Annotated in this window: 22 protein-coding genes and 1 riboswitch; of the genes, 3 read left to right on the forward strand and 19 right to left on the reverse strand. The window is 66.3% G+C overall.

The window, feature by feature from the left end; translation table 11 throughout:
* Window positions 1-47: 47 nt before the first annotated feature.
* Complete coding sequence (dapA, locus tag QYS36_RS12955) at window positions 48-902, reverse strand: 4-hydroxy-tetrahydrodipicolinate synthase (RefSeq protein WP_308839866.1); 855 nt, start codon at window positions 900-902, stop codon at window positions 48-50.
* A gap of 531 nt (window positions 903-1433) precedes the next feature.
* On the opposite strand from dapA, the gene QYS36_RS12960 reads away from it, so the two are divergent.
* Together QYS36_RS12960 and QYS36_RS12965 are read left to right on the forward strand one after the other, a co-directional pair.
* The gene (locus tag QYS36_RS12960; RefSeq protein WP_308839867.1) at window positions 1434-1913 is read left to right on the forward strand and encodes a hypothetical protein; all 480 of its coding nucleotides are present in this window, start codon (window positions 1434-1436) and stop codon (window positions 1911-1913) included.
* Between the two features lie 158 nt (window positions 1914-2071).
* Complete coding sequence (locus QYS36_RS12965) at window positions 2072-3373, forward strand: outer membrane protein transport protein (RefSeq protein WP_308839868.1); 1302 nt, start codon at window positions 2072-2074, stop codon at window positions 3371-3373.
* Window positions 3374-3466: 93 nt separating this feature from the next.
* On the opposite strand, the gene QYS36_RS12970 is transcribed toward QYS36_RS12965, so the two are convergent.
* The 4 genes from QYS36_RS12970 to QYS36_RS12985 are packed head-to-tail and all read right to left on the reverse strand — an operon-like array spanning window position 3467 to window position 5840.
* Complete coding sequence (locus tag QYS36_RS12970; protein WP_308839869.1) at window positions 3467-4024, reverse strand: glutathione peroxidase; 558 nt, start codon at window positions 4022-4024, stop codon at window positions 3467-3469.
* A 25-nt stretch (window positions 4025-4049) separates the two neighbouring features.
* Window positions 4050-4175 carry a hypothetical protein gene (locus QYS36_RS12975; RefSeq protein WP_308839870.1) on the reverse strand — a complete coding sequence of 42 codons (126 nt, stop codon included), beginning with the start codon at window positions 4173-4175 and terminating at the stop codon, window positions 4050-4052.
* Entirely contained in the window at window positions 4172-5374 is a 1203-nt protein-coding gene (locus QYS36_RS12980; RefSeq protein WP_308839871.1) for an MFS transporter, read from the reverse strand. Before QYS36_RS12980 ends, QYS36_RS12975 begins: the two co-directional genes overlap by 4 nt.
* A gap of 55 nt (window positions 5375-5429) precedes the next feature.
* The gene (locus QYS36_RS12985) at window positions 5430-5840 is read right to left on the reverse strand and encodes a MarR family transcriptional regulator (protein WP_308839872.1); all 411 of its coding nucleotides are present in this window, start codon (window positions 5838-5840) and stop codon (window positions 5430-5432) included.
* Between the two features lie 126 nt (window positions 5841-5966).
* On the opposite strand from QYS36_RS12985, the gene QYS36_RS12990 reads away from it, so the two are divergent.
* Window positions 5967-6296 (forward strand): four-helix bundle copper-binding protein, encoded by a 330-nt coding sequence (locus QYS36_RS12990; protein WP_308839873.1) that lies wholly within the window; start codon window positions 5967-5969, stop codon window positions 6294-6296.
* A 1-nt stretch (window position 6297) separates the two neighbouring features.
* On the opposite strand, the gene QYS36_RS12995 is transcribed toward QYS36_RS12990, so the two are convergent.
* The 14 genes from QYS36_RS12995 to QYS36_RS13060 form a co-directional block, all read right to left on the reverse strand.
* The gene (locus QYS36_RS12995; protein ID WP_308839874.1) at window positions 6298-7029 is read right to left on the reverse strand and encodes an adenosylcobinamide-GDP ribazoletransferase; all 732 of its coding nucleotides are present in this window, start codon (window positions 7027-7029) and stop codon (window positions 6298-6300) included.
* Window positions 7026-7592: an alpha-ribazole phosphatase family protein gene (locus QYS36_RS13000; protein WP_308839875.1), complete on the reverse strand. Its 567-nt coding sequence runs from the start codon at window positions 7590-7592 to the stop codon at window positions 7026-7028. Before QYS36_RS13000 ends, QYS36_RS12995 begins: the two co-directional genes overlap by 4 nt.
* Window positions 7589-8644: a nicotinate-nucleotide--dimethylbenzimidazole phosphoribosyltransferase gene (cobT, locus tag QYS36_RS13005; RefSeq protein WP_308839876.1), complete on the reverse strand. Its 1056-nt coding sequence runs from the start codon at window positions 8642-8644 to the stop codon at window positions 7589-7591. Before cobT ends, QYS36_RS13000 begins: the two co-directional genes overlap by 4 nt.
* Window positions 8641-9162, reverse strand: coding sequence for a bifunctional adenosylcobinamide kinase/adenosylcobinamide-phosphate guanylyltransferase (gene cobU, locus QYS36_RS13010; RefSeq protein WP_308839877.1), 522 nt, complete (start codon window positions 9160-9162; stop codon window positions 8641-8643). Before cobU ends, cobT begins: the two co-directional genes overlap by 4 nt.
* Window positions 9163-10647: a cobyric acid synthase gene (locus tag QYS36_RS13015; RefSeq protein WP_308839878.1), complete on the reverse strand. Its 1485-nt coding sequence runs from the start codon at window positions 10645-10647 to the stop codon at window positions 9163-9165.
* Entirely contained in the window at window positions 10644-11636 is a 993-nt protein-coding gene (gene cobD / locus QYS36_RS13020; protein WP_308839879.1) for a threonine-phosphate decarboxylase CobD, read from the reverse strand. Before cobD ends, QYS36_RS13015 begins: the two co-directional genes overlap by 4 nt.
* Window positions 11629-12537 (reverse strand): adenosylcobinamide-phosphate synthase CbiB, encoded by a 909-nt coding sequence (gene cbiB, locus QYS36_RS13025; RefSeq protein WP_308839880.1) that lies wholly within the window; start codon window positions 12535-12537, stop codon window positions 11629-11631. Before cbiB ends, cobD begins: the two co-directional genes overlap by 8 nt.
* Window positions 12538-12549: 12 nt before the next feature.
* Window positions 12550-13200 carry a 5,6-dimethylbenzimidazole synthase gene (bluB, locus tag QYS36_RS13030; RefSeq protein ID WP_308839881.1) on the reverse strand — a complete coding sequence of 217 codons (651 nt, stop codon included), beginning with the start codon at window positions 13198-13200 and terminating at the stop codon, window positions 12550-12552.
* A complete protein-coding gene (locus tag QYS36_RS13035; RefSeq protein WP_308839968.1) occupies window positions 13197-14504 on the reverse strand; it encodes a cobyrinate a,c-diamide synthase in 1308 nt (435 codons plus the stop codon). Before QYS36_RS13035 ends, bluB begins: the two co-directional genes overlap by 4 nt.
* A gap of 14 nt (window positions 14505-14518) precedes the next feature.
* Complete coding sequence (cobO, locus tag QYS36_RS13040; protein ID WP_308839882.1) at window positions 14519-15154, reverse strand: cob(I)yrinic acid a,c-diamide adenosyltransferase; 636 nt, start codon at window positions 15152-15154, stop codon at window positions 14519-14521.
* Window positions 15155-15289: 135 nt separating this feature from the next.
* A riboswitch (cobalamin riboswitch) is annotated at window positions 15290-15515 on the reverse strand.
* Between the two features lie 53 nt (window positions 15516-15568).
* Window positions 15569-16096, reverse strand: coding sequence for a C40 family peptidase (locus tag QYS36_RS13045; protein ID WP_308839883.1), 528 nt, complete (start codon window positions 16094-16096; stop codon window positions 15569-15571).
* 135 nt (window positions 16097-16231) lie between these two features.
* Window positions 16232-16867 (reverse strand): NlpC/P60 family protein, encoded by a 636-nt coding sequence (locus QYS36_RS13050; protein ID WP_308839884.1) that lies wholly within the window; start codon window positions 16865-16867, stop codon window positions 16232-16234.
* Between the two features lie 54 nt (window positions 16868-16921).
* Window positions 16922-17701, reverse strand: coding sequence for an NAD-dependent deacylase (locus QYS36_RS13055; protein ID WP_308839885.1), 780 nt, complete (start codon window positions 17699-17701; stop codon window positions 16922-16924).
* Window positions 17701-18420 carry a DNA-3-methyladenine glycosylase I gene (locus QYS36_RS13060; protein WP_308839886.1) on the reverse strand — a complete coding sequence of 240 codons (720 nt, stop codon included), beginning with the start codon at window positions 18418-18420 and terminating at the stop codon, window positions 17701-17703. The genes QYS36_RS13055 and QYS36_RS13060 overlap by 1 nt, the downstream gene beginning before the upstream one ends.
* Between the last annotated feature and the right edge of the window lie 4 nt (window positions 18421-18424).

An 18424-nucleotide genomic window follows, 5' to 3' on the forward strand; every position in this document is an offset into this window, starting at 1 on the left:
CCGTAAAGATTGCCGCGCAGTATATCCCGTGAGCCTCGGCTGTGCGCTCATAGCAGTTCGCTGCGCAAGCGCTCGCGCGCGGCATCCGAGCAGCGCGACATCGGCGCGCGCAGCTCATCGGCTATCAGCCCCTGCATGGCCAGCATGGCCTTGACCGGCGCCGGGTTGGGCTCGCTGAAGGCCAGGCGTATCCACGGCAACAATTGACGAAACAGTGCACGCCCGGCCAGCAGGTCGCCCTCGCGCAACAGCCTGACCACTTCCACGAAGTCGGCGGTACGCACGTGTGCTGCCGCGCAAATGGCGCCGCTGCCGCCCAGGCACAGGGTGGCGAAGATCTGCTCGTCCTCGCCGGTGAGCAGGTCGAGCTGGCCATCGGCGATCAGCGCCTGGGTCTTGCGCAGATCACCGCCACAGTCCTTGATCGCCACGATACGCGGGTGCCGGGCCAGTTGCCGGAGGGTGTCCAGCTCCAGGTTCACGGCACTGCGATAGGGAATGTCATAGAGGATGATCGGCAGCCGTGAGGCGTCGGCAACAGCCTGGAAGAACAGCTGCAGGCCCTCCTGCGATGGCCTTATATAGTAGGGTGCCGGCACCAGGATGCCGGCCAGCGGCCGGCTCTGGATAGCTTGCAGGCGAGCCAGTACCGCCACCTGGTTATTACCCGCCAGCCCCATCACCACGCGACTGGCCGGCACCACCTCGAGCACCGCATCCAGCACCGCCAACTGCTCCTGCTCATCCAGGGCCGCGGCCTCGCCGCTGGTACCGCAGACCACCAGCCCGGCCGCGCCGCTGTCGATCAGATGGGTTGCCAGGGATCGCAACGCCGGCAGATCCACCTGCCCGCCGCGAAACGGCGTTACCAGCGCAACCCAGATACCGGAAAACCTAGACATGCATGCAACTCCTCGGTGTAGACCGTCTGGTCACCGTCGATGGAGTGCGGGAAGGGGGTGTAGCGAAGGGATACTTCGACTGAGCGCCTCTGTCCTGTCAGCCCATCTGACGGGACAGCGCGCCCCGGTCAAATGAGCGACTGTTTCTTCGACTTGCCAGCTTCCAGGCGCACGCACCGATCCATGGCAACGAGGCCAGGGACAGCAAGCGTGGGCAGGGAATGGAAGGACATGGAACGCTCGGCAAGGCGACTGGAACCCGATACTGCCGAACCCAATACGGCGGTGTCAATCGCGCCACAGCGAAGTTTCAGGAAGGCTGACAGTTCCAATTCGATATATACAGGCCGAGCTAAATCCTCAATCGATTTAAAAACAGCCTTTTACAGCGCAAATATCGCACTAGGCTTGAAGTTGAGCGCCTAAACACCGCTCCCGGCGGGATTTATCGGTCATGGCATCTACCTTGTGCAGCCACGCATCCGCTGCCAACACCCTCCCCCACCGGTCACCTTGCTCATAGAGGTTCGTATGGGAATCGCCGCCAGTGACCTGAACCAACATGTCATCCGCCCCACCTTGCTGTATCTGGGTAGCCAGTCCGTTGCCGCCGAGGCCCTGCTGCTGGGCGTCGCCGCCTGCCAGTCGTCCCTGGGCACGGAACTGGACAACTGCAACGGCTACGGCCTGTACCGGATCTCGGCGTTTCATCACCAGCACCTGTGGGACGACCACCTGGCCGCCAGCCCCGATCTGGCCAGCCGGGTTCGCGGCCTGGCCAGCCAGCATGCATTTCTCGGCGCGCCGCATTTCGAGCTGACCGTCAACCTGCGCTATGCCACCGCCATTGCCTGGCTGCTGATCGAACATCGCTGCAAGGCGCTACCGGCCGCCGACGACCTTGCCGCCCAGGCGCTGATCTGGCAGCAGGTCTTCGCGCCCTACCGCCAGCCGAGTGAATTCGTTCGCGCCTGGCAACGCTGCATCCTGGAACTGGCCAGCGCCGCTTGAAAAACTGACTGTCGGGTCACAGGTGCCAAGTAGCGAAAGGCTCTATATCCTGCGTTTCAGGGACAGCATCAACATCGAAGGAGCGTGTTTACCCTGAACTTTTCGAATTGCCATTCAGTCAGCAAGCGAGAGTTCCCGAACCTGCCATGGAGCACCCCGTGAGTAAAACAATCCTAAGAACCGGTCTGGCAATCGCCATCGCATCCACCTCCACCTATGGCCTGGCCAGCGGCTTCGCGCTCAACGAGCAAAGCATCGCCAGCATGGGCATGTCGTTCGCTGGTCGATCCTCCTCGGCCGAAGACGCCAGCACGGTGTTCGGTAACCCGGCCGGCATGGCGCGTATCCAACGCGAACAGGTCAGCTTCGGTGTGGCCGCCATTCATGCCAAGAGCAGAATCAGCGACACCAGCAGTACCACCGCGCTGGCGGCCGGTGGCGGTGGCGCCAACGGTGGTAGCAACGATGGCGACATGGTTCCCACCACGGGCGTGCCCATGGGTTACTACGTCAAGCCGCTGGATGAGAAGGTCGCGTTCGGCATCGGCGTCTACGCACCTTTTGGCCTGGCCACCGAATATGAAAATGGCTTCCAGGGCCGTTACTTCGCCGACAAGAGCTATGTGCGGGTGATTACCGTACAGCCGACCCTCAGCTACCGCTTCAACGACAAGCTGTCGGTAGGCTTCGGGCCGACCTTCAACCATATCGAAGGCGAGCTGAGCTCCGCGCTGACCAACCCCTTTGGCCCAGCCGGTGCCAACGATGGCCAGGTCAAGGTCAAGGGCGACGACACCGCGGTTGGCTTCACCGCTGGCGTACTCTACGAATTCACCCCGCAGACCCGCGTCGGCGTGACCTACCGCTCCCGGGTCAAGTACGAGCTGGAAGGCGATACCCGGGTATCCGGGCCAGGCCTGGCAATCGGCACCTCGGCTGGCAAGTACGACGCCTCCCTTGACGTGACCACCCCCGAAACCGTGGACATGTCCTTCACCCACGAACTGAACGACGCCTGGACGCTTTACGCCGGCAGCAGCTGGACGCGCTGGAGCCGCTTCAAGGAGCTGCGCATCGAGAACGAAGGCGTGGGTGGTGCATTTGCGGGGCAGCTCGGCACCATCGTCGAGGAGCAGGAGTGGCACGATACTTGGGCTCACGCTGTTGGCCTGTCCTACAAGGTGAACCCGCAATGGGTGCTGCGCACCGGCATCGCCATCGACCAGACGCCGACCAACAACACCGATCGCTCGCCGCGCATCCCGTCGGGTGACCGGACGATCTTCAGCCTGGGCGCTGGCTGGAGCCCCACCGAGGACATGACCGTCGACCTGGCCTACTCGTATCTCAAGGAAGAGGAAGTCGAGATCAATCGCGCCAGTGCGGCCCGCGGCAGCTACAACGCCACCTACAAGAACAGTGCTCATGGCCTGGGCGCGTCCCTGACCTACCGCTTCTAAAGGCTGGCACGCTCGCCCCCTGCACAGGGGCGAGCCATTTCCCGCCCATAAAAATCGCGGCAAAGGCCGCGATTTTTTATGCCTGAAATGACCTCAAGGTGCCGAGGCGATCGCCTTCTCGATGGCGGCGATCAGTTCGGGGTCGTCCGGCTTGGTCATGCTGGAAAACCGTGCGATCACCTGCCCCTGGCGATCGACCACGTACTTGAAGAAATTCCAGCGTGGTGCCGCCGTCTGCCGGGCCAGCTCCTTGAACAGGGGGATGGCAGCGTCACCGGTGACCGGCTGGGTTTCGCTCATGGTGAAGGTCACACCGTAGTTCACGTAGCAGACCTTGGCCGTCTCCTCGGCGTCGTCGGACTCCTGCCTGAACGAGTCGGACGGCACCCCGAGAATCTCCAGCCCCTGGTCGCGATAACGCTTGTTGAGCGCCTCCAGCCCCTCGAACTGCGAGGTGAAGCCGCAGAAGCTGGCGGTATTGACCACCATCAGCGGCTTGCCGGCGAACTGCTCGCACAGGTCGATGCTGTCCTTGGAGCGCAGCTTGGGCAACTCGCCCTGGTCGGCCAGCAAGGCCGGGCATTCGGCGGCCTGCAGCTGAACGCTCAACGCCAGCAAGGCCAGGGGCACGGCAAACAATGACAGTCGCATCGAATCGTTCCTTATCGGTAAACGCTCAGCACAGGTTCATGCCCAGTTGCATGATCGCCAGGCCACCCGTGCGCCACGCCCAGAACAGCAGCGCAAGCAGCGCCAACCCGGTAGCGCCGGCCGCCACTACGACTACGGGTTTGAGCGTCATGCCTGGGCTCCTTGCAAACGTGCCACGGGTTGCTCGCGCACCGGCCAGTTGAGCGCGGCGGCGAGCACACTGAGCAGAATGGAAATCTGCCACACCAGATCATAGCTGCCCGTGTGGTCGTAGAGGTAACCGCCGAGCCAGCCGCCCATGAACGAGCCCAGCTGGTGGAACAGGAACACGATACCGCCGAGCATCGACAGGTTGCGCACACCGAACAGCGTGGCCACGGTGCCATTGGTCAATGGCACCGTGGACAACCACAGCAGGCCCATGGCGATGCCGAAGGCGTAGGCCGTCCACACGCTCAGCGGCACCGTGATGAACAGCGCGATGACCACGCCACGGGCCAGGTACAAGGCGCTGAGCAAGCGCGGTTTGGAACGCCGCCCGCCCAGCCAGCCGGCGATGTAGGTGCCGAACACGTTGAACAGCCCCACCAGGGCCAGCACCGTGGTACCAACGATGGCCGGCAGGTGCTGGTCGACCAGGTAGGCCGGCAGGTGCACGCCGATGAACACCACCTGGAAGCCGCAGACGAAAAAGCCCAGCGCCAACAGCCAGAACCCCGAATGGCTGCACGCTTCGCGCAGCGCCTCGCCCAGGGTCTGCTGCGGGCCCTGGGTCACCGTTGGGCGATCCTTGACCATGGCCGCCAACGGCACGATCAGCGCCACCATGATGCCCAGGGCGATCAAGGCAGCCGACCAGCCCAGCCAGCCGATCAGCCCCAGGGTGCCCGGTAACATGGCGAACTGGCCGAAGGATCCGGCTGCCGCGGCGATGCCCATGGCCATGCTGCGTTTCTCCACCGGCACCGCACGGCCGACCACGCCGAGAATCACCGAGAACGAGGTGCCCGACAGGCCGATGCCGATCAGCAGCCCGGCACTCAGCGACAGCGACAGCGGCGAATCCGCCAAGCCCATCAGCACCAACCCGGCGGCATAGAGCACACCACCGACGATGATCGCCCGCTGCGCGCCGAAGCGATCAGCCAGCGCGCCGGTAAACGGCTGGGCGATACCCCAGATCAGGTTCTGCAGGGCGATGGCAAAGGCGAACACGCCACGGCCCCAGCCGAAATCGGCACTCATGGGCGACAGGAACAGGCCGAAGCCGTGGCGAGTGCCGAGAGACAGGGCAAGGATCAACGACGCCCCCACCATCAACCAGATACCCGTGCGCTGTAGCGAACTCATGGCATGTCCTTTTTATTATCAAATCCAACACGGGGAGAAAGGGCGATTACCGCCTTCATGGTCGATCCAGGCTGGCGAGCAACTCATCCAGCGCTTGCAGATGATGCGCCTGCACGCGTTGCTGCAGGAGCAGCTGCACGGCTTGCCAGGCCTCCAGCCCCTCGGCGAGCAGCCTCTCACCTTCGGCAGTCAGGCTCGCCAGGCGGTTGCGCTGATCGGCACCGCCCTGCAGGACGACCAGGCCGCGCCCTTCGAGCAGCCGCAGGTTGCGGCCCAGGGTGCTGCGCTCCAGCCCCATGGCGGCGGCCAGGTCAGAGATGCTGGGCTGATCGAGGCGTTGCAGGTGGCGCAGCAGCGAATACTGGGCAGCGCTGAGTCCGACACGGCTCAGGGCATCGTCATAGCGCTTGCTGACGCCACGGCTGGCGCGACGCAGGCGTGTGCAAAGGCATTCGGTCGGCAACATGGAATAAGTGTATATACCCGCTTCGGCGGCAAGGCAACCTGAAACGGGCTTGGTCAGAACGTTCGAACATTGCCGGCGCCGCTCAGTCAACCGCTTGCAACCCCTAGAAACCTTGAGGAGACCGACATGCTTTCATCCCGATATGCCTCATGCATTCAAGCTTGCAGCGCCTGTGCCATTGCCTGCGAAACCTGTGCGGCAGCCTGCCTCGAAGAACAGGATATGCAGATGATGCGCGCCTGCATCCAGCTCGATCGCGATTGCGCGGACCTGTGCCGGCTGGCCGCGGTGTTGATGCTGCGCAACAGCCCGTTGGCAGAAGCGTTCTGCAAGCTATGCGCCGAGGCCTGCCAGGCCTGTGCGCAAGAATGCGCCAAGCACCACCATGACCACTGCCAGCAATGTGCCCAGGCGTGCCAGCGCTGTGCGGACGAATGCCTGGCGATGGCCGCCTGAGTCAGCTACCGAGTTGCAGCGCCAGCGCCAACAGCGCGCCGCACTCCAGCACTTCGAGCAGCGCCCCGGCGGTATCGCCCGTGGTACCGCCGAGCCGCTGCAGCATCAGCCGCCGTAGCCAGAAGAAGATCACCACGGCCACCAGCAGCATCCAGGCGCCGCCCAGCAGCAGACAGGCCAGCAAGGTCAGCGCCAGCACGACGCCCGCCGTCGAACGCGGCAGGTGCTTGGCCAGCGCCTCGCCCAGGCCGCCGGCGCGCACGTAAGGCGTGTGCAGAAACAGCGCCAGCACGGCAGCGCGTCCCAGCACCGGAACCAGCAGCAGGGCAAGCTGGCGGCCGTGCTCGAGCAGGGCCAGCAAGGCAGCGAACTTGAGCAGCAACAGCAAGACCAGCACCACCACGGCGATCGGGCCGCTGCGCGGATCCTTCATGATCGCCAGGGTACGTTCGCGGTCACCAAAGCCGCCCATCCAGGCATCGGCGCTGTCGGCCAGGCCGTCCAGGTGCAGTGCGCCGGTCAAGGCGACCCACAGGCTTAGCAGCAGGGCTGCCTGCAAAGCGAGCGGCGCTGCTTCGAGTAGCTGGGCGGCGCCCATCAACAATCCGCCGATCAGGGCGCCTACCAGCGGGTAGTAAAGCAGCGAGCGGCCCATTTGCTCAGGTGTGGGCATCCCCGCCAGGCGTACCGGCAACCGGGTGAGGAACTGCAGGGCGATCCACAACGGCGTCATGGCAGCTCCCGCAGGCCGTGCTCGTCGACCTGCAGGTGCACCCGCTGGCCGTGGGCCACGCTGACCTGCAGCAACTGCTCGCGGGGCAAACCCCGCGCCCTGGCCAGCAACAGGCGCATCACCCCGCCGTGGGTGACCACCAGCACCTGCTGCCCGGCATGCTCGGCCTGCAAACGCTGCAGGGCATCGAGCACCCGCGCTTCGAAGGCGAGCAATGGCTCGCCACGCGGCGGCGTGAAGGCATAAGGGTCGGCCCAGAAACGGCCCAGGTCATCGGCGTCGGTTTCCATCAACTGGGCGGCCGTGCGGCCTTCCCAATCGCCGAAATGCAGTTCCTGCAAGCCGGCCTCGAACTGCAGCGGCAGGCCGCGGGCAGCCGCCAGCTCCTCGGCAAACCGCGCGCAGCGCTGCAGCGGCGAGCTGATCAACGCATCCCAGTGCTCGTGGGCCTCCACGGCGGCACGCAACTGCGCCCAGCCAGCCTCGGTCAGGGCATCGTCGAGGCTACCGCGCAGGCCACCGCCCTGCTCCGTTTCGCCATGGCGCAGCAGGTGCAGGATCACGCCGGGCGATCCGCGACCGCCGCTTCGGCGAAGGTGGCCATGCCGTTGTGCAACGCACAAGCCAGGCGCAGCATCGGCACCACCAGCGCCGCCCCGCTGCCCTCGCCCAGGCGCAGCCCCAGGCTGACGATCGGCGTGGCCTGCAGCGCCGCGAGCAGGCGCTGGTGGCCGGGCTCGGCGCTCTGGTGGGAGAACAGCAGCCAGTCGCGGCACGCCGGGTTCAGACGTACCGCCAGCAAGGCGGCGACGCTGCAGATGAAGCCGTCGACCAGCGCCACCACGCCCTGCTGGGCGCAGGCCAGGTAGGCGCCAGTCAGCGCAGCGATCTCGAAACCACCGAGGCAACGCAGTGCCTCCATGGGTTGCGCCGCGGCGCCCTGGTGCAGCCGAAGTGCCTTCTCGATCACCTGCGCCTTGTGGGCGACACCCGCCGCGGCCAGGCCGGTGCCGGGCCCGACCAGGTCGCCCACCGGGCAATCCAGCAACAGGCAGGCCAGTGCCGTGGCGGCGGTGGTATTGCCGATGCCCATTTCACCGCCGATAAACAGCTCATGGCGCTGCTCGGCGGCACGTAGCACGCTGTCGCGGCCGGCCTGCAGGGCGATCAGCGCCTGGGCCGGGGTCATGGCGGCCTCGCGCATCAGGTTGGCGGTGCCCGCGCCGACCTGCAGATGACGCACCCCCGGCAAGGGTTCGAGCGGCTCGGCGGTGCCCAGGTCGGTCACCTCCAGCGCGGCGCCCAGCTGGCTGGCCAGCACGCTGATCGCCGCGCCACCGGTGACGAAGTTGCGCAGCATCTGCCCGGTGACCGCCTGCGGATAGGCGGAAACGCCCTCGGCTACCACGCCATGGTCGCCGGCGAAAATGCTGATCCACACCTTGTCGACCTGCGGCCGCTCGCGGCCCTGCAGCGCCGCCAGGTGCACCGCCAGGCGCTCCAGCTCGCCGAGCGAACCCGCCGGTTTGGTCAGCTGGGCCTGGCGGGCCGCTGCCTTGTCACGCGCCACCGAGTCCAGGGGCTGGGTGGGGTTGAGCCACCAGTCGAGGGTCATAACGGGTCTCCCTTGAGAATCATCGGCAGGCCAGCCACGGTGAACACCACGCGCTCGCAGCGCTCGGCGACGGCCTGGTGCAGCAAACCGGCGGCATCCACGTAACGGCGGGTCAGCTCGCCCATCGGCACCACGCCAAGGCCGCTTTCGTTACTGACCAGAATCACCCGGCCCGGGAGCTTTTGCAGGCAGGCCAGCAGCGCTTCGCACTCGCAGTTCAGGCGCGCCTCGTCGTCCAGCATCAGCAGGTTGGTCAGCCACAGGGTCAGGCAGTCGACCAGCAGGCAGCGATCAGCCGCGGCCTGCTCTTCGAGCACTCGCGCCAGCGCCACTGGCTCCTCGACCAGCCCCCACTCGGCCGGGCGGCGTTCACGGTGCGTACGGACGCGGCTGCTCATCTCGCCGTCCAGCGGCTGGCTGGTGGCGACATAGATCACCTGCAGCCCCGACTCGGCGGCCAGGCGCTCGGCCAGGCGGCTCTTGCCCGAGCGGGCGCCGCCAAGAATCAACTCACGCATCTATCGCGCCTCCTCGGCCAGGCCGCAGAGCGCGCGCAGGGCCGCCTGGTCCAGATGGTTTTCGACCAGGTCGGCCAGGCGCTCGATATCGCGTTCGCGCAGGGCGTGATAGTCCACCGCCTGCACATCACCCAGCCCGGCCCAGCGCAGCAGCGCGCTGCACGCGGCCGAGGACTCGAACAGCCCGTGCAGATAGGTGCCCATTACCTGGCCATCATCGCTCAGCGCACCGTCGCTGCGGCCATCATCGAGCTGCACGGCGGCGCGCTCGAGGCCGATACCCGAGGTGACCCCGGCATGGATTTCATAACCACTGATGGCGGCATCTTCCAGGCACAGCCGGCCGCTGACATTGCGCAACTGCTTGTGCGGCTCCAGCACGGTGTCGATCTGCAGCAGGCCGAAGCCATCGCTGCCGCCGGCAGGCCCTTCCAGTCCAGCCGGATCCTCGACCCGACGCCCGAGCATCTGCAGGCCGCCGCAGATACCCAGCAGCTTGCCGCCATAGCGCAGGTGCCGGTCGATGGCCGCTTCCCAGCCGCCGCGGCGCAGGAAGGCCAGGTCCGCACGTACGCTCTTGGAGCCGGGCAGGATGATCAGATCGGCCGGCGGGATCGCTTCGCCAGGGCCGACGAAGCTCAGCTCGACCTGAGGGTGCAGACGCAGCGGATCGAAATCGGTGTGGTTGCTGATCCGCGGCAACACCGGCACCACCACCTTGAGCACCTGATCGGCCTTGCTCACCTGGCGGCGGTCGATGGCGTCCTCGGCCTCCAGATGAAAATCCATCAGGTACGGCAGCACGCCCAGCACCGGCTTGCCAGTGCGCTGTTCGAGCCAGTCCAGCCCCGGCTTGAGCAGGGCGATATCACCGCGGAACCGGTTGATCACGAAGCCCTTGAGGCGCGCCTGCTCGCTCGGCGACAGCAACTCCAGGGTGCCGACCAGATGGGCGAACACGCCGCCCTTGTCGATATCGGCGATGAGGATCACCGGGCAGTCGACCGCCTCGGCGAAGCCCATGTTGGCGATGTCGTTGGCGCGCAGGTTGATCTCGGCGGGCGAGCCGGCGCCCTCGACCATCACCACCTGGTGGCTCGCCCGCAAACGCTGATGGGACGCCAGCACCGCTTCCCGGGCAACCTGCTTGTAGTGGTGATAGGCCAGGGCGTTCATGTTGCCGACCGCCTGGCCGTGGATGATCACCTGAGCGCCGGTGTCGCTGTTGGGCTTGAGCAATACCGGATTCATGTCGGTATGCGGCGGCAGGCCGCAGGCCTGAGCCTGTACCGCCTGGGCGCGGCCGATCTCGCCACCGTCGGCGGTTACCGCACTGTTGAGCGCCATGTTCTGCGGCTTGAACGGCACCACGCTGACGCCCTGGCGGCGCAGCCAGCGGCACAGGGCGGTGACCAGGGTGCTCTTGCCGGCATCGGAGGTGGTGCCCTGCACCATCAGGGTGGCGCCCGATTCGCACTGGCTCATCGTGCCTCCTCGGCATACAGGCTCAAGGCCTGCGCCAGGCGCTGCCAGCCGGCTTCATCGGGCGGCAGGCCGAAACGAATGCTGGCCGGGCGCTCGAACAGGCGGGCCAGAATGCCGTTGCAGGCCAGCAACTCGTGCAGCAGCGCCGCCTGCTCGGTGGCAACCCACTGGAACAGCGCGCAGCCGCCGGTGGGCGCCAGGCCATGCTCGCGCAGCAGGCCGGCCAGGCGCTGGCCGTCACTGACCAGGCGCTGGCGTTGCGTCTGCTGGGCAGGTTTGTCAGCAAGCAGGCGGGTCGCCAGCCAACGGGTCGGGCCACTGATCGTCCACGGGCCGAGCAACTCTTCCAGCCTCTCGAGCAGCTGGTGCTCGGCCAGCACGAAGCCCAGACGCGCACCGGCCAGGCCGAAGAATTTGCCAAACGAGCGCAGCACGATCAGCCCGGGCGACTGCGCGTGGGCCGCCAGGCTCTGCTCCGGGGTGCAGTCGATAAAGGCCTCATCGACGATCAGCCAGCCGCCCCGCTCGGCCAGACGGGCATGCCAGGCATACAGTTGCTCGGGCGAAAAGCGCCGCCCGGTGGGATTGTTGGGATTGACCAGTAGCAGTACATCGAGGCGCTCCAGCGCGCGATTGACCGCGGCCTCGCTGATCTCCAGCACCCGGTGCCCTTCGCGCTGCCAGGCCGCCGCATGCTCGGCGTAGGCGGGCGAGACGATGCCAACCCGCGCTTCGCGGCGCAGCCGGGGCAGGCACTGGATCGCCGCCTGGGAGCCGGCCACCGGCAGCAGCCTGGCCGCGCCGTAATAGGCGCAAGCGGCGGCTTCCAGACCATCGTCCTGCTCAGGCAGGCGATTCCAGGCCTGCCCCGGTATTGCCGGCAGCGGCAGGCTGTACGGCGCCACACCGGTCGACACGTCCAGCCAGTCGTTCAACGGAATGTGATACCGGAGCGCCGCCTTGCGCAGCCGTCCGCCGTGCTCAAGCAAGGCACACCTCCACGATCAGCATCAGCAGCAACCAGAGCAGCACCCCGCCCCACACCAGGTTCATCGCCCGCTCGATATCCCGTGCCCGTGGTGGTGGCCCCTCGCCGAGCCCGGGGCGCTGGTGCAGCTCGCCATGATAGACCGCCGCGCCGCCGAGACTGACACCCAGCGCGCCGGCACCAGCGGCCATCACCGGCCCGGCATTGGGGCTGTCCCACTGCGGCGCCTGGCGCTGCCAGCAGCGCAGTGCCAGAGCGGTCCGCCCCAACAGCGCGTAGGTCAGCGCCACCAGGCGCGCCGGCAGGTAATTGAGCCCGTCATCGATCTTCGCCGCCGCCCAGCCGAAACGCTCGAAGCGCGCGTTGCGATAGCCCCACATGGCGTCCAGGGTATTGCTCAGGCGGTACAGCACCACGCCCGGCGCGCCGGCGACGAGAAACCAGAACAGCGCGGCGAACACCGCATCGCTGCCATTCTCCAGCACCGACTCGGTGCCGGCCCGGGCCACGCCGGTGGCGTCCAGATCCTCGGTGCGGCGGCTGACCATATAGCCGACCCGCAGCCGGGCCATGGGCAGGTCACCCAGGCGCAGGGCCTGGGCCACCGGCTGGGCATGCTGATCCAGGCTGCGCAGCCCCAGGGCGGCATACAGGGCAACGATCTGCACCAGCCAGCCAACCCACGGCAGTTGCACCAGCAGCACGGTGAGCAGCGTCAATGGCAGCACCGCCAGGCACCAGGCACTCACCCCGTGGCTGCGCCAGCCGCCGCCGGACGGGTTGAAACGTTGCTCCAGGCGACTGGCCAACTTGCCGAAGCCCACCAGCGGGTGCCAACGCTTCGGCTCGCCAAGGGCGGAGTCCAGAACCACGCCGGCAAAGGCGCTGAGGATCAGGCTCATGGCCGGCTCTCGTTATTCATGGTTTTCCCAGCGGTCCTGAAACAGCAACTCATGCAGCGGCCGCACCTGCGCCCAGCCCTCCTGAACCAGCATCGGTGCCGGGTAAAAGGCCTGCACCGGCCCCAGGCAGAGCACCGCGACCGGCTTGCTGCCCGGCGGCATGCCCAGCAGTTCGGCCAGGGCGACGGGGTCGAACAGCGATACCCAGCCCATGCCCAACCCTTCGGCACGAGCGGCCAACCAGAGGTTCTGGATCGCGCAGGACAGCGACGCCATGTCCATTTCCGGCAAGGTGCGGCGGCCGAACACATGGGCCTCACGGCCCTCCATCAGCGCGGCCACCAGTACCTCGGCGCAGTCGCGAACGCCCTCGACCTTCAGGCGCATGAATTCATCCGAGCGCTCGCCCAGGGCCTCGGCGGTCAGCTGGCGCTCCTGCTCGACCAGCTGATAGATAGCTTCACGCAGCGCCGGCCGGGTGATACGGATAAAGCGCCACGGCTGCATCAGGCCGACGCTGGGCGCCTGGTGCGCGGCCTCGAGCAACCGGGCAAGCAGCTCGGGCGCCACCTCGCCGCCGGCGAAGTGGCGCATGTCGCGGCGCTCGGCGATGGCGCGGTAGATGGCGGCGCGCTCTGCGGCGCTGAAGGCGTGCTCGCTCATGGCAGCAACAACGCCGCGGCAGCCGGCGGGTTCGACGGCAGATAAAAATGGATGTAAGAGGCGGTCAGGCGGCCGATACGAAACACCGCCTCGCAGACCGGTTTGTCATTCGGGCAATCGCCACGAACCAGTGGTTCGAGCACGGACTCGAGCCGCGAATGGTGGTAGCTGTGCCCGCGCAACACGCCCTCGGGCAATGCCACGCTCTGCAAGGCCAGGGCGACCAGGCGCTTCTGCATCTGCGCATGGCCAGGCACCAGGCCGGCCAGTTCGGCGCGCTCACCGGCCACATCACTCAGCGACTCGAGCAGGTACAGCATGCCCCCGCACTCGGCGAGCATCGGCTTGCCGGCCTGCTGGTGCGCCCTGATCGCCGCGATCATCGGTCCGTTGGCGGCCAGTGCCTGCAGGTGCAGCTCCGGGTAGCCGCCGGGCAGGTAGAGGCTGTCCACCTCGGGTAGCGCTTCGTCCGCCAGCGGGCTGAAGCACACCAGGGTCGCGCCCATGCGCTCGAGCAGATCGAGATTGGCCTGGTAGATGAAGGCGAAGGATGCGTCGTGCGCCACACCGATGCGCACGCCCGCCAGCAGCGGCGCCAATGGCGTTAGCGACGGCGCGGCGAAGCTCACGGGCGGCGGCAGGGTCACGGTTGCGGTCTGCTCGAGGGCGTCGGCGGCAGTATCCAGGCGCACGTCCAGGTCGGCAAGCTCGCCGGCCTGCACCAGACCAAGGTGCCGGCTTGGCAACTCGATGGCGGCACTGCGCGGCAACGAGCCATACCAGCGGATCGAGCTTGGCAGGCTGTCGCGGATCAGGTCATTGTGGCGCCCCGGGTTGACGCGGTTGCCGAGCACGCCGGAGAACGGCAGGTCCGGCTGATAGCTGGCCAGACCGACGGCTAGCGCCCCGAAGGTCTGGGCCATGGCCGAGCCGTCGATCACGCCGAGCACCGGCACACCGAAGCGGCGCGCCAGGTCGGCAGCCGAGGGCGAGCCGTCGAACAGCCCCATCACCCCTTCGATCAGAATCAGGTCGGCCTCGCCCGCGGCTTCCCAGAGCAGGCGGCGGCTCTCGGCCTCGCCGACCATCCACAGATCCAGCTGGTAGACCGGGTTGCCGCTGGCCCGGGAGAGGATCATCGGATCGAGAAAGTCCGGCCCGCACTTGAACACCCGCACCCGCTTGCCCTGGCGGGTATGCAGGCGCGCCAGGGCGGCGGTGACGGTGGTCTTGCCCTGCCCCGAAGCCGGTGCGGCAATCACCAGGGCCGGGCAGAGCCGCGCCTGGCCAGCCTCGACGGGCAGCGCTTGCGCCGTGTTCAAAACTCCACGCCCTTCTGCGCCTTCACACCCGCCTTGAAGGCGTGCTTGACCAGGGTCATCTCGGTCACCGTGTCGGCCGCCTCGAGCAGGGCCGGCGGCGCGCCGCGGCCAGTGACCACCACGTGCTGCAGCTCCGGGCGCGACTCGATATCGCGCAGCACCACGTCCAGATCCAGATAGCCGTGCTTGAGGGCGATGTTCAGTTCATCGAGCACCACCAGGGCGACCTGCGGGTCGCCCAGCAGTTGCCTGGCGACATCCCAGGCCTGGCGGGCCTTCTCGATGTCGCGCTGGCGATCCTGGGTGTCCCAGGTGTAGCCCTCGCCCATCACGTGGTAGCTGACTTCATCGGGGAAACGGCGGAAGAAGTGCTCCTCGCCGGTGGCCATGCCACCCTTGATGAATTGCACCACGCCCACTTTCAGGCCGTGGCCCAGGGCCCGGGCAACCATGCCGAAGGCCGAGCTGCTCTTGCCCTTGCCGTTGCCGCTGTGCACCAGCAACAAACCGTATTCGTCCTGGGCCTGGGCGATCCGGTCGTCCATCAGCGCCTTCTTGCGCGCCATGCGGGCGTTGTGGCGCGCATCGCGCTCGGCCGATTCGCGACTGGGGGATGGGGTCGACTCGCTCATGGGATCTCCTCGGTGCCAGCACGCCTGCGCAGCTGAAACGCTCAAGCATGCATTGATGCCTGACGATAAAAACGATCACGCAGGAGCAGGCAGGGGCTGGCCCTGAGGCCGCGCACCGGCCGCGCCCACCGCGCAACCTAGGAAAAAGCGACAGGCCGGTCTCCGGGCTTGCGAGCGCGTATCCCTTGGGACACAGCGACCAACGCGCCTTCCCGTATCAGCGATACAGTGGCCAGAAGCGTGGTTGAACTCGTCTACCGTTGCGGGGGCAGCGTCGGCATTGCTCGCTTGGCAGCAGCGCACCGACTTCCCAGTTTCACCCCTGGCCGAGACCCGGGGCACCTGAAGCAGGTCGCAAAGGGTAAGGACTGACGGCATAAGCGTCAATCGGAGAGTCAGTTATGTCGCGCTGCCTCAGGGATGGCTGGCCAGCTCCACCGGAAACACGCGCTTGGCTTCGATGTAGGTGCGCTGCCAGTAACTGTTGCCAAGGCTGTCCAGGCGCACGGTGCCGCCCGAGGACGGCGCATGCACGAAGCGCCCTTCGCCGACGTAGATACCCGCATGGCTGACCTGACGCCCGCCGTTGGTGGCGAAGAACACCAGGTCACCACTGCGCAGCGAATCCCGGCCGATGGTTGGCGCGCGCATGCTGATCAGTTCGCGAGTCGAGCGAGGCAGCCTGATGCCGGCCGCGTCACGGTATACGTAGCCGATCAGCCCGCTGCAGTCGAAACCGCTGTCCGGTGTATTGCCACCATAACGATAGGGCGTACCCACCAGGCCCAGTGCGCGGAACAGCACATCGTCCGCACCACCCTGGTAAACACCGGGTGCAGGCGCGACCACGACGGGTTGCGGGGCAGGTACGGGTGCTCGGCTGGAACAGGCACTGAGCAGTGCTGCGAGCAGGAGAAAGGCGATGCGGACGGTGGCAGTCATGGACGGACGATCCTGGAGCCTGAATGCGCCCTACTCTGCCGTGTTCACAACTGCAGTGCAAGCTTTAGCTTTACGCTGCAGTCGATTGAAAACACTCAAATTGTTGCCCGAACATTGAGATCGGGCAGCGGCCCATCAGTGCTGAGAGGCCAGATGCTCGGTCGGCGCCAGTGCCAGAACGCGCTTGGCTTCGATGAAGGTACGCTTCCAGTAGCGATCATCCAGGCTGTCGATGCGCACGCCACCGCTGCGGCTGCTGGAGGAATGGATGAACTGATCGTCGCCCAGGTAAATGCCCGCGTGACTGACGCGGCCACGCCCAGCAGTGCTGAAGAACACCAGATCACCGGGCTCCAGCGCCTTGCGCTCGACCAGCGGGGCATCGATGTTGATCATGTCACGGGTCGAACGGGGCAGTTCCATGCCCAGCTCTTCACGGAACAGGTAACCGATGAAGCCACTGCAATCGAAACCGGTCTTCACCGAGCTGCCACCGAAACGGTAGCGGGTACCGATCAGGGAAATGCCTTTTTCCAACACGCTGTCAGCCAGTTGCGGCAGTGCGTAGGGCGCGTGCCCGGCAAAATCGGCGGCGCTATCGTCTGCGCCGGCATCAGCTTGGTCCAGCAAGGGCGCAGCCACTACCGGCCTGGCAGGCATCGAAGCCTGGGCCGACGGCGCGTCAATCTGGGAGAGTGGAGCCTGGTTCGCGCAGGCGGCGAGAACCATCGTAAGTGCGAGAGGCACGAGGGGTGCGAAGCGTTTGCGCATGGGCACGACCGTGGCATGAAAAATGAACAGCCGCGACTATGCCCGCGAACGGGCTCATTTGCAAATATTATGAGCGGTAATGTGACTCAGTAGTTCCGGGAAAACATCTAAGGCCCGTTCTTCCAGCCTGAAGTCAGCCAGTTCGCTGACCTCGGTCTGCGACAAATTGACCTCGACCGTTACCCCGCCCGAACGGCGCGCCCGCACCAACGGCTCGGCTATATAAGGAAAGCTGGCGCTGGTGCCGACACTGATCACCAGGTCGAAGCCCTTGCCCAACTGCTCGTAGAGGCGCTCGACAGCGGCGGTTGGCAGCCTCTCGCCAAACAGGGTGACAGGCGGGCGAAGCACACAGCCGCACGCCTCGCACAACGGTGGCAACGGCTGCAGGAGACGCTCCCCCAACCGCTCGTCGGTTAGCCCGCATGCCCGGCAATAAAGTGGCGCCAACTCACCATGGATCTCGATCAGGCGATCCTCGGGGCTGCCGGCCAGGCGATGATAACCATCGATGTTCTGGGTAAGCACCCAACATTCGGGCTTCAGCGCCTGCAGTTCGGCTATCGCCTGGTGGCCGGCATTCGGCTGGGCACCCAGACAGGCGCTGCCAAGCTGCGCCAGGTACTTCCAGCACAGCGCCGGGTCACTGCGCAGCATCTCGCCCGACAGCGCCACCTCGATCGGCACGCCATCATCGGTATGGCCGTTGTACAGCCCATTGAGGCCGCGGTAGGTCGGCAATCCGGAGTCGGCAGAAAGGCCTGCCCCGGTGATGATCAGGATCCGCTGCGCCTCGATGATCGCCGACGCCAGGCGCTGCAGTTGCGGCCGCATCAGTGGTTGACCGTGTGGGCCAGCATCACCGAAAGCTGGCACATGGGCCGGCCACTTTGCGCATGCCATTGATTGAACGCCGCCTGAACCGCCGCGCGGTCACGCTGACTGCTGGGCACCTTGTCGACGATCTTCTGCGCCTTGAGCGCGGCGACCATGTCATCGGAGGGAATGAAGGTGTCCTTGCCAACCATGCGCAGAAAGCGCGGTGCGGAAAGCCCACCGAGCTGGGTGCCCTGCTTGGCCAGCCAGTGCCAGAGGCCGACGATATCGGTCACCGGCCAGTCGGCGATCAGCGCACCAAAGGCGAAGCCGGGTTTGGGCGTGGTGGTCTTCGCCGCAGCGGCAGGCCCGCTCAGCGCACCACACTCCACATCGAGAATGAACTGGGCGTTGCGCGGCACGCTCTTGAGCTTGCCGAGGTGGCGAATCAGCCGGGCGTCCTGCATCAGCCGCTCGAGGCGTTCGCCGCCCATCAGCACGACTTTCTCCGGATCGAAACCGAAGAACACCTCTTCGAAGGCCGGCCACTTGGCGTCCACCAGGCTGTGCTTGAGGCCGGCCCTGAAGATGCGCAGGCTCATGATCGACAGGTAGCGATCGTTACTCAGCGCGCGCAGTTGCTTGTCCGGGACGGGCTGCGGCAGACGCGCCTCGAGCGCCTCGACCGAGCCGAAGCGGTTCACACAGTACTCATGCAGCCATCGATAATCGTGCATCGCT

It is taken from the genome of Pseudomonas sp. G34, assembly GCF_031119625.1.
Lineage (GTDB): Bacteria > Pseudomonadota > Gammaproteobacteria > Pseudomonadales > Pseudomonadaceae > Aquipseudomonas.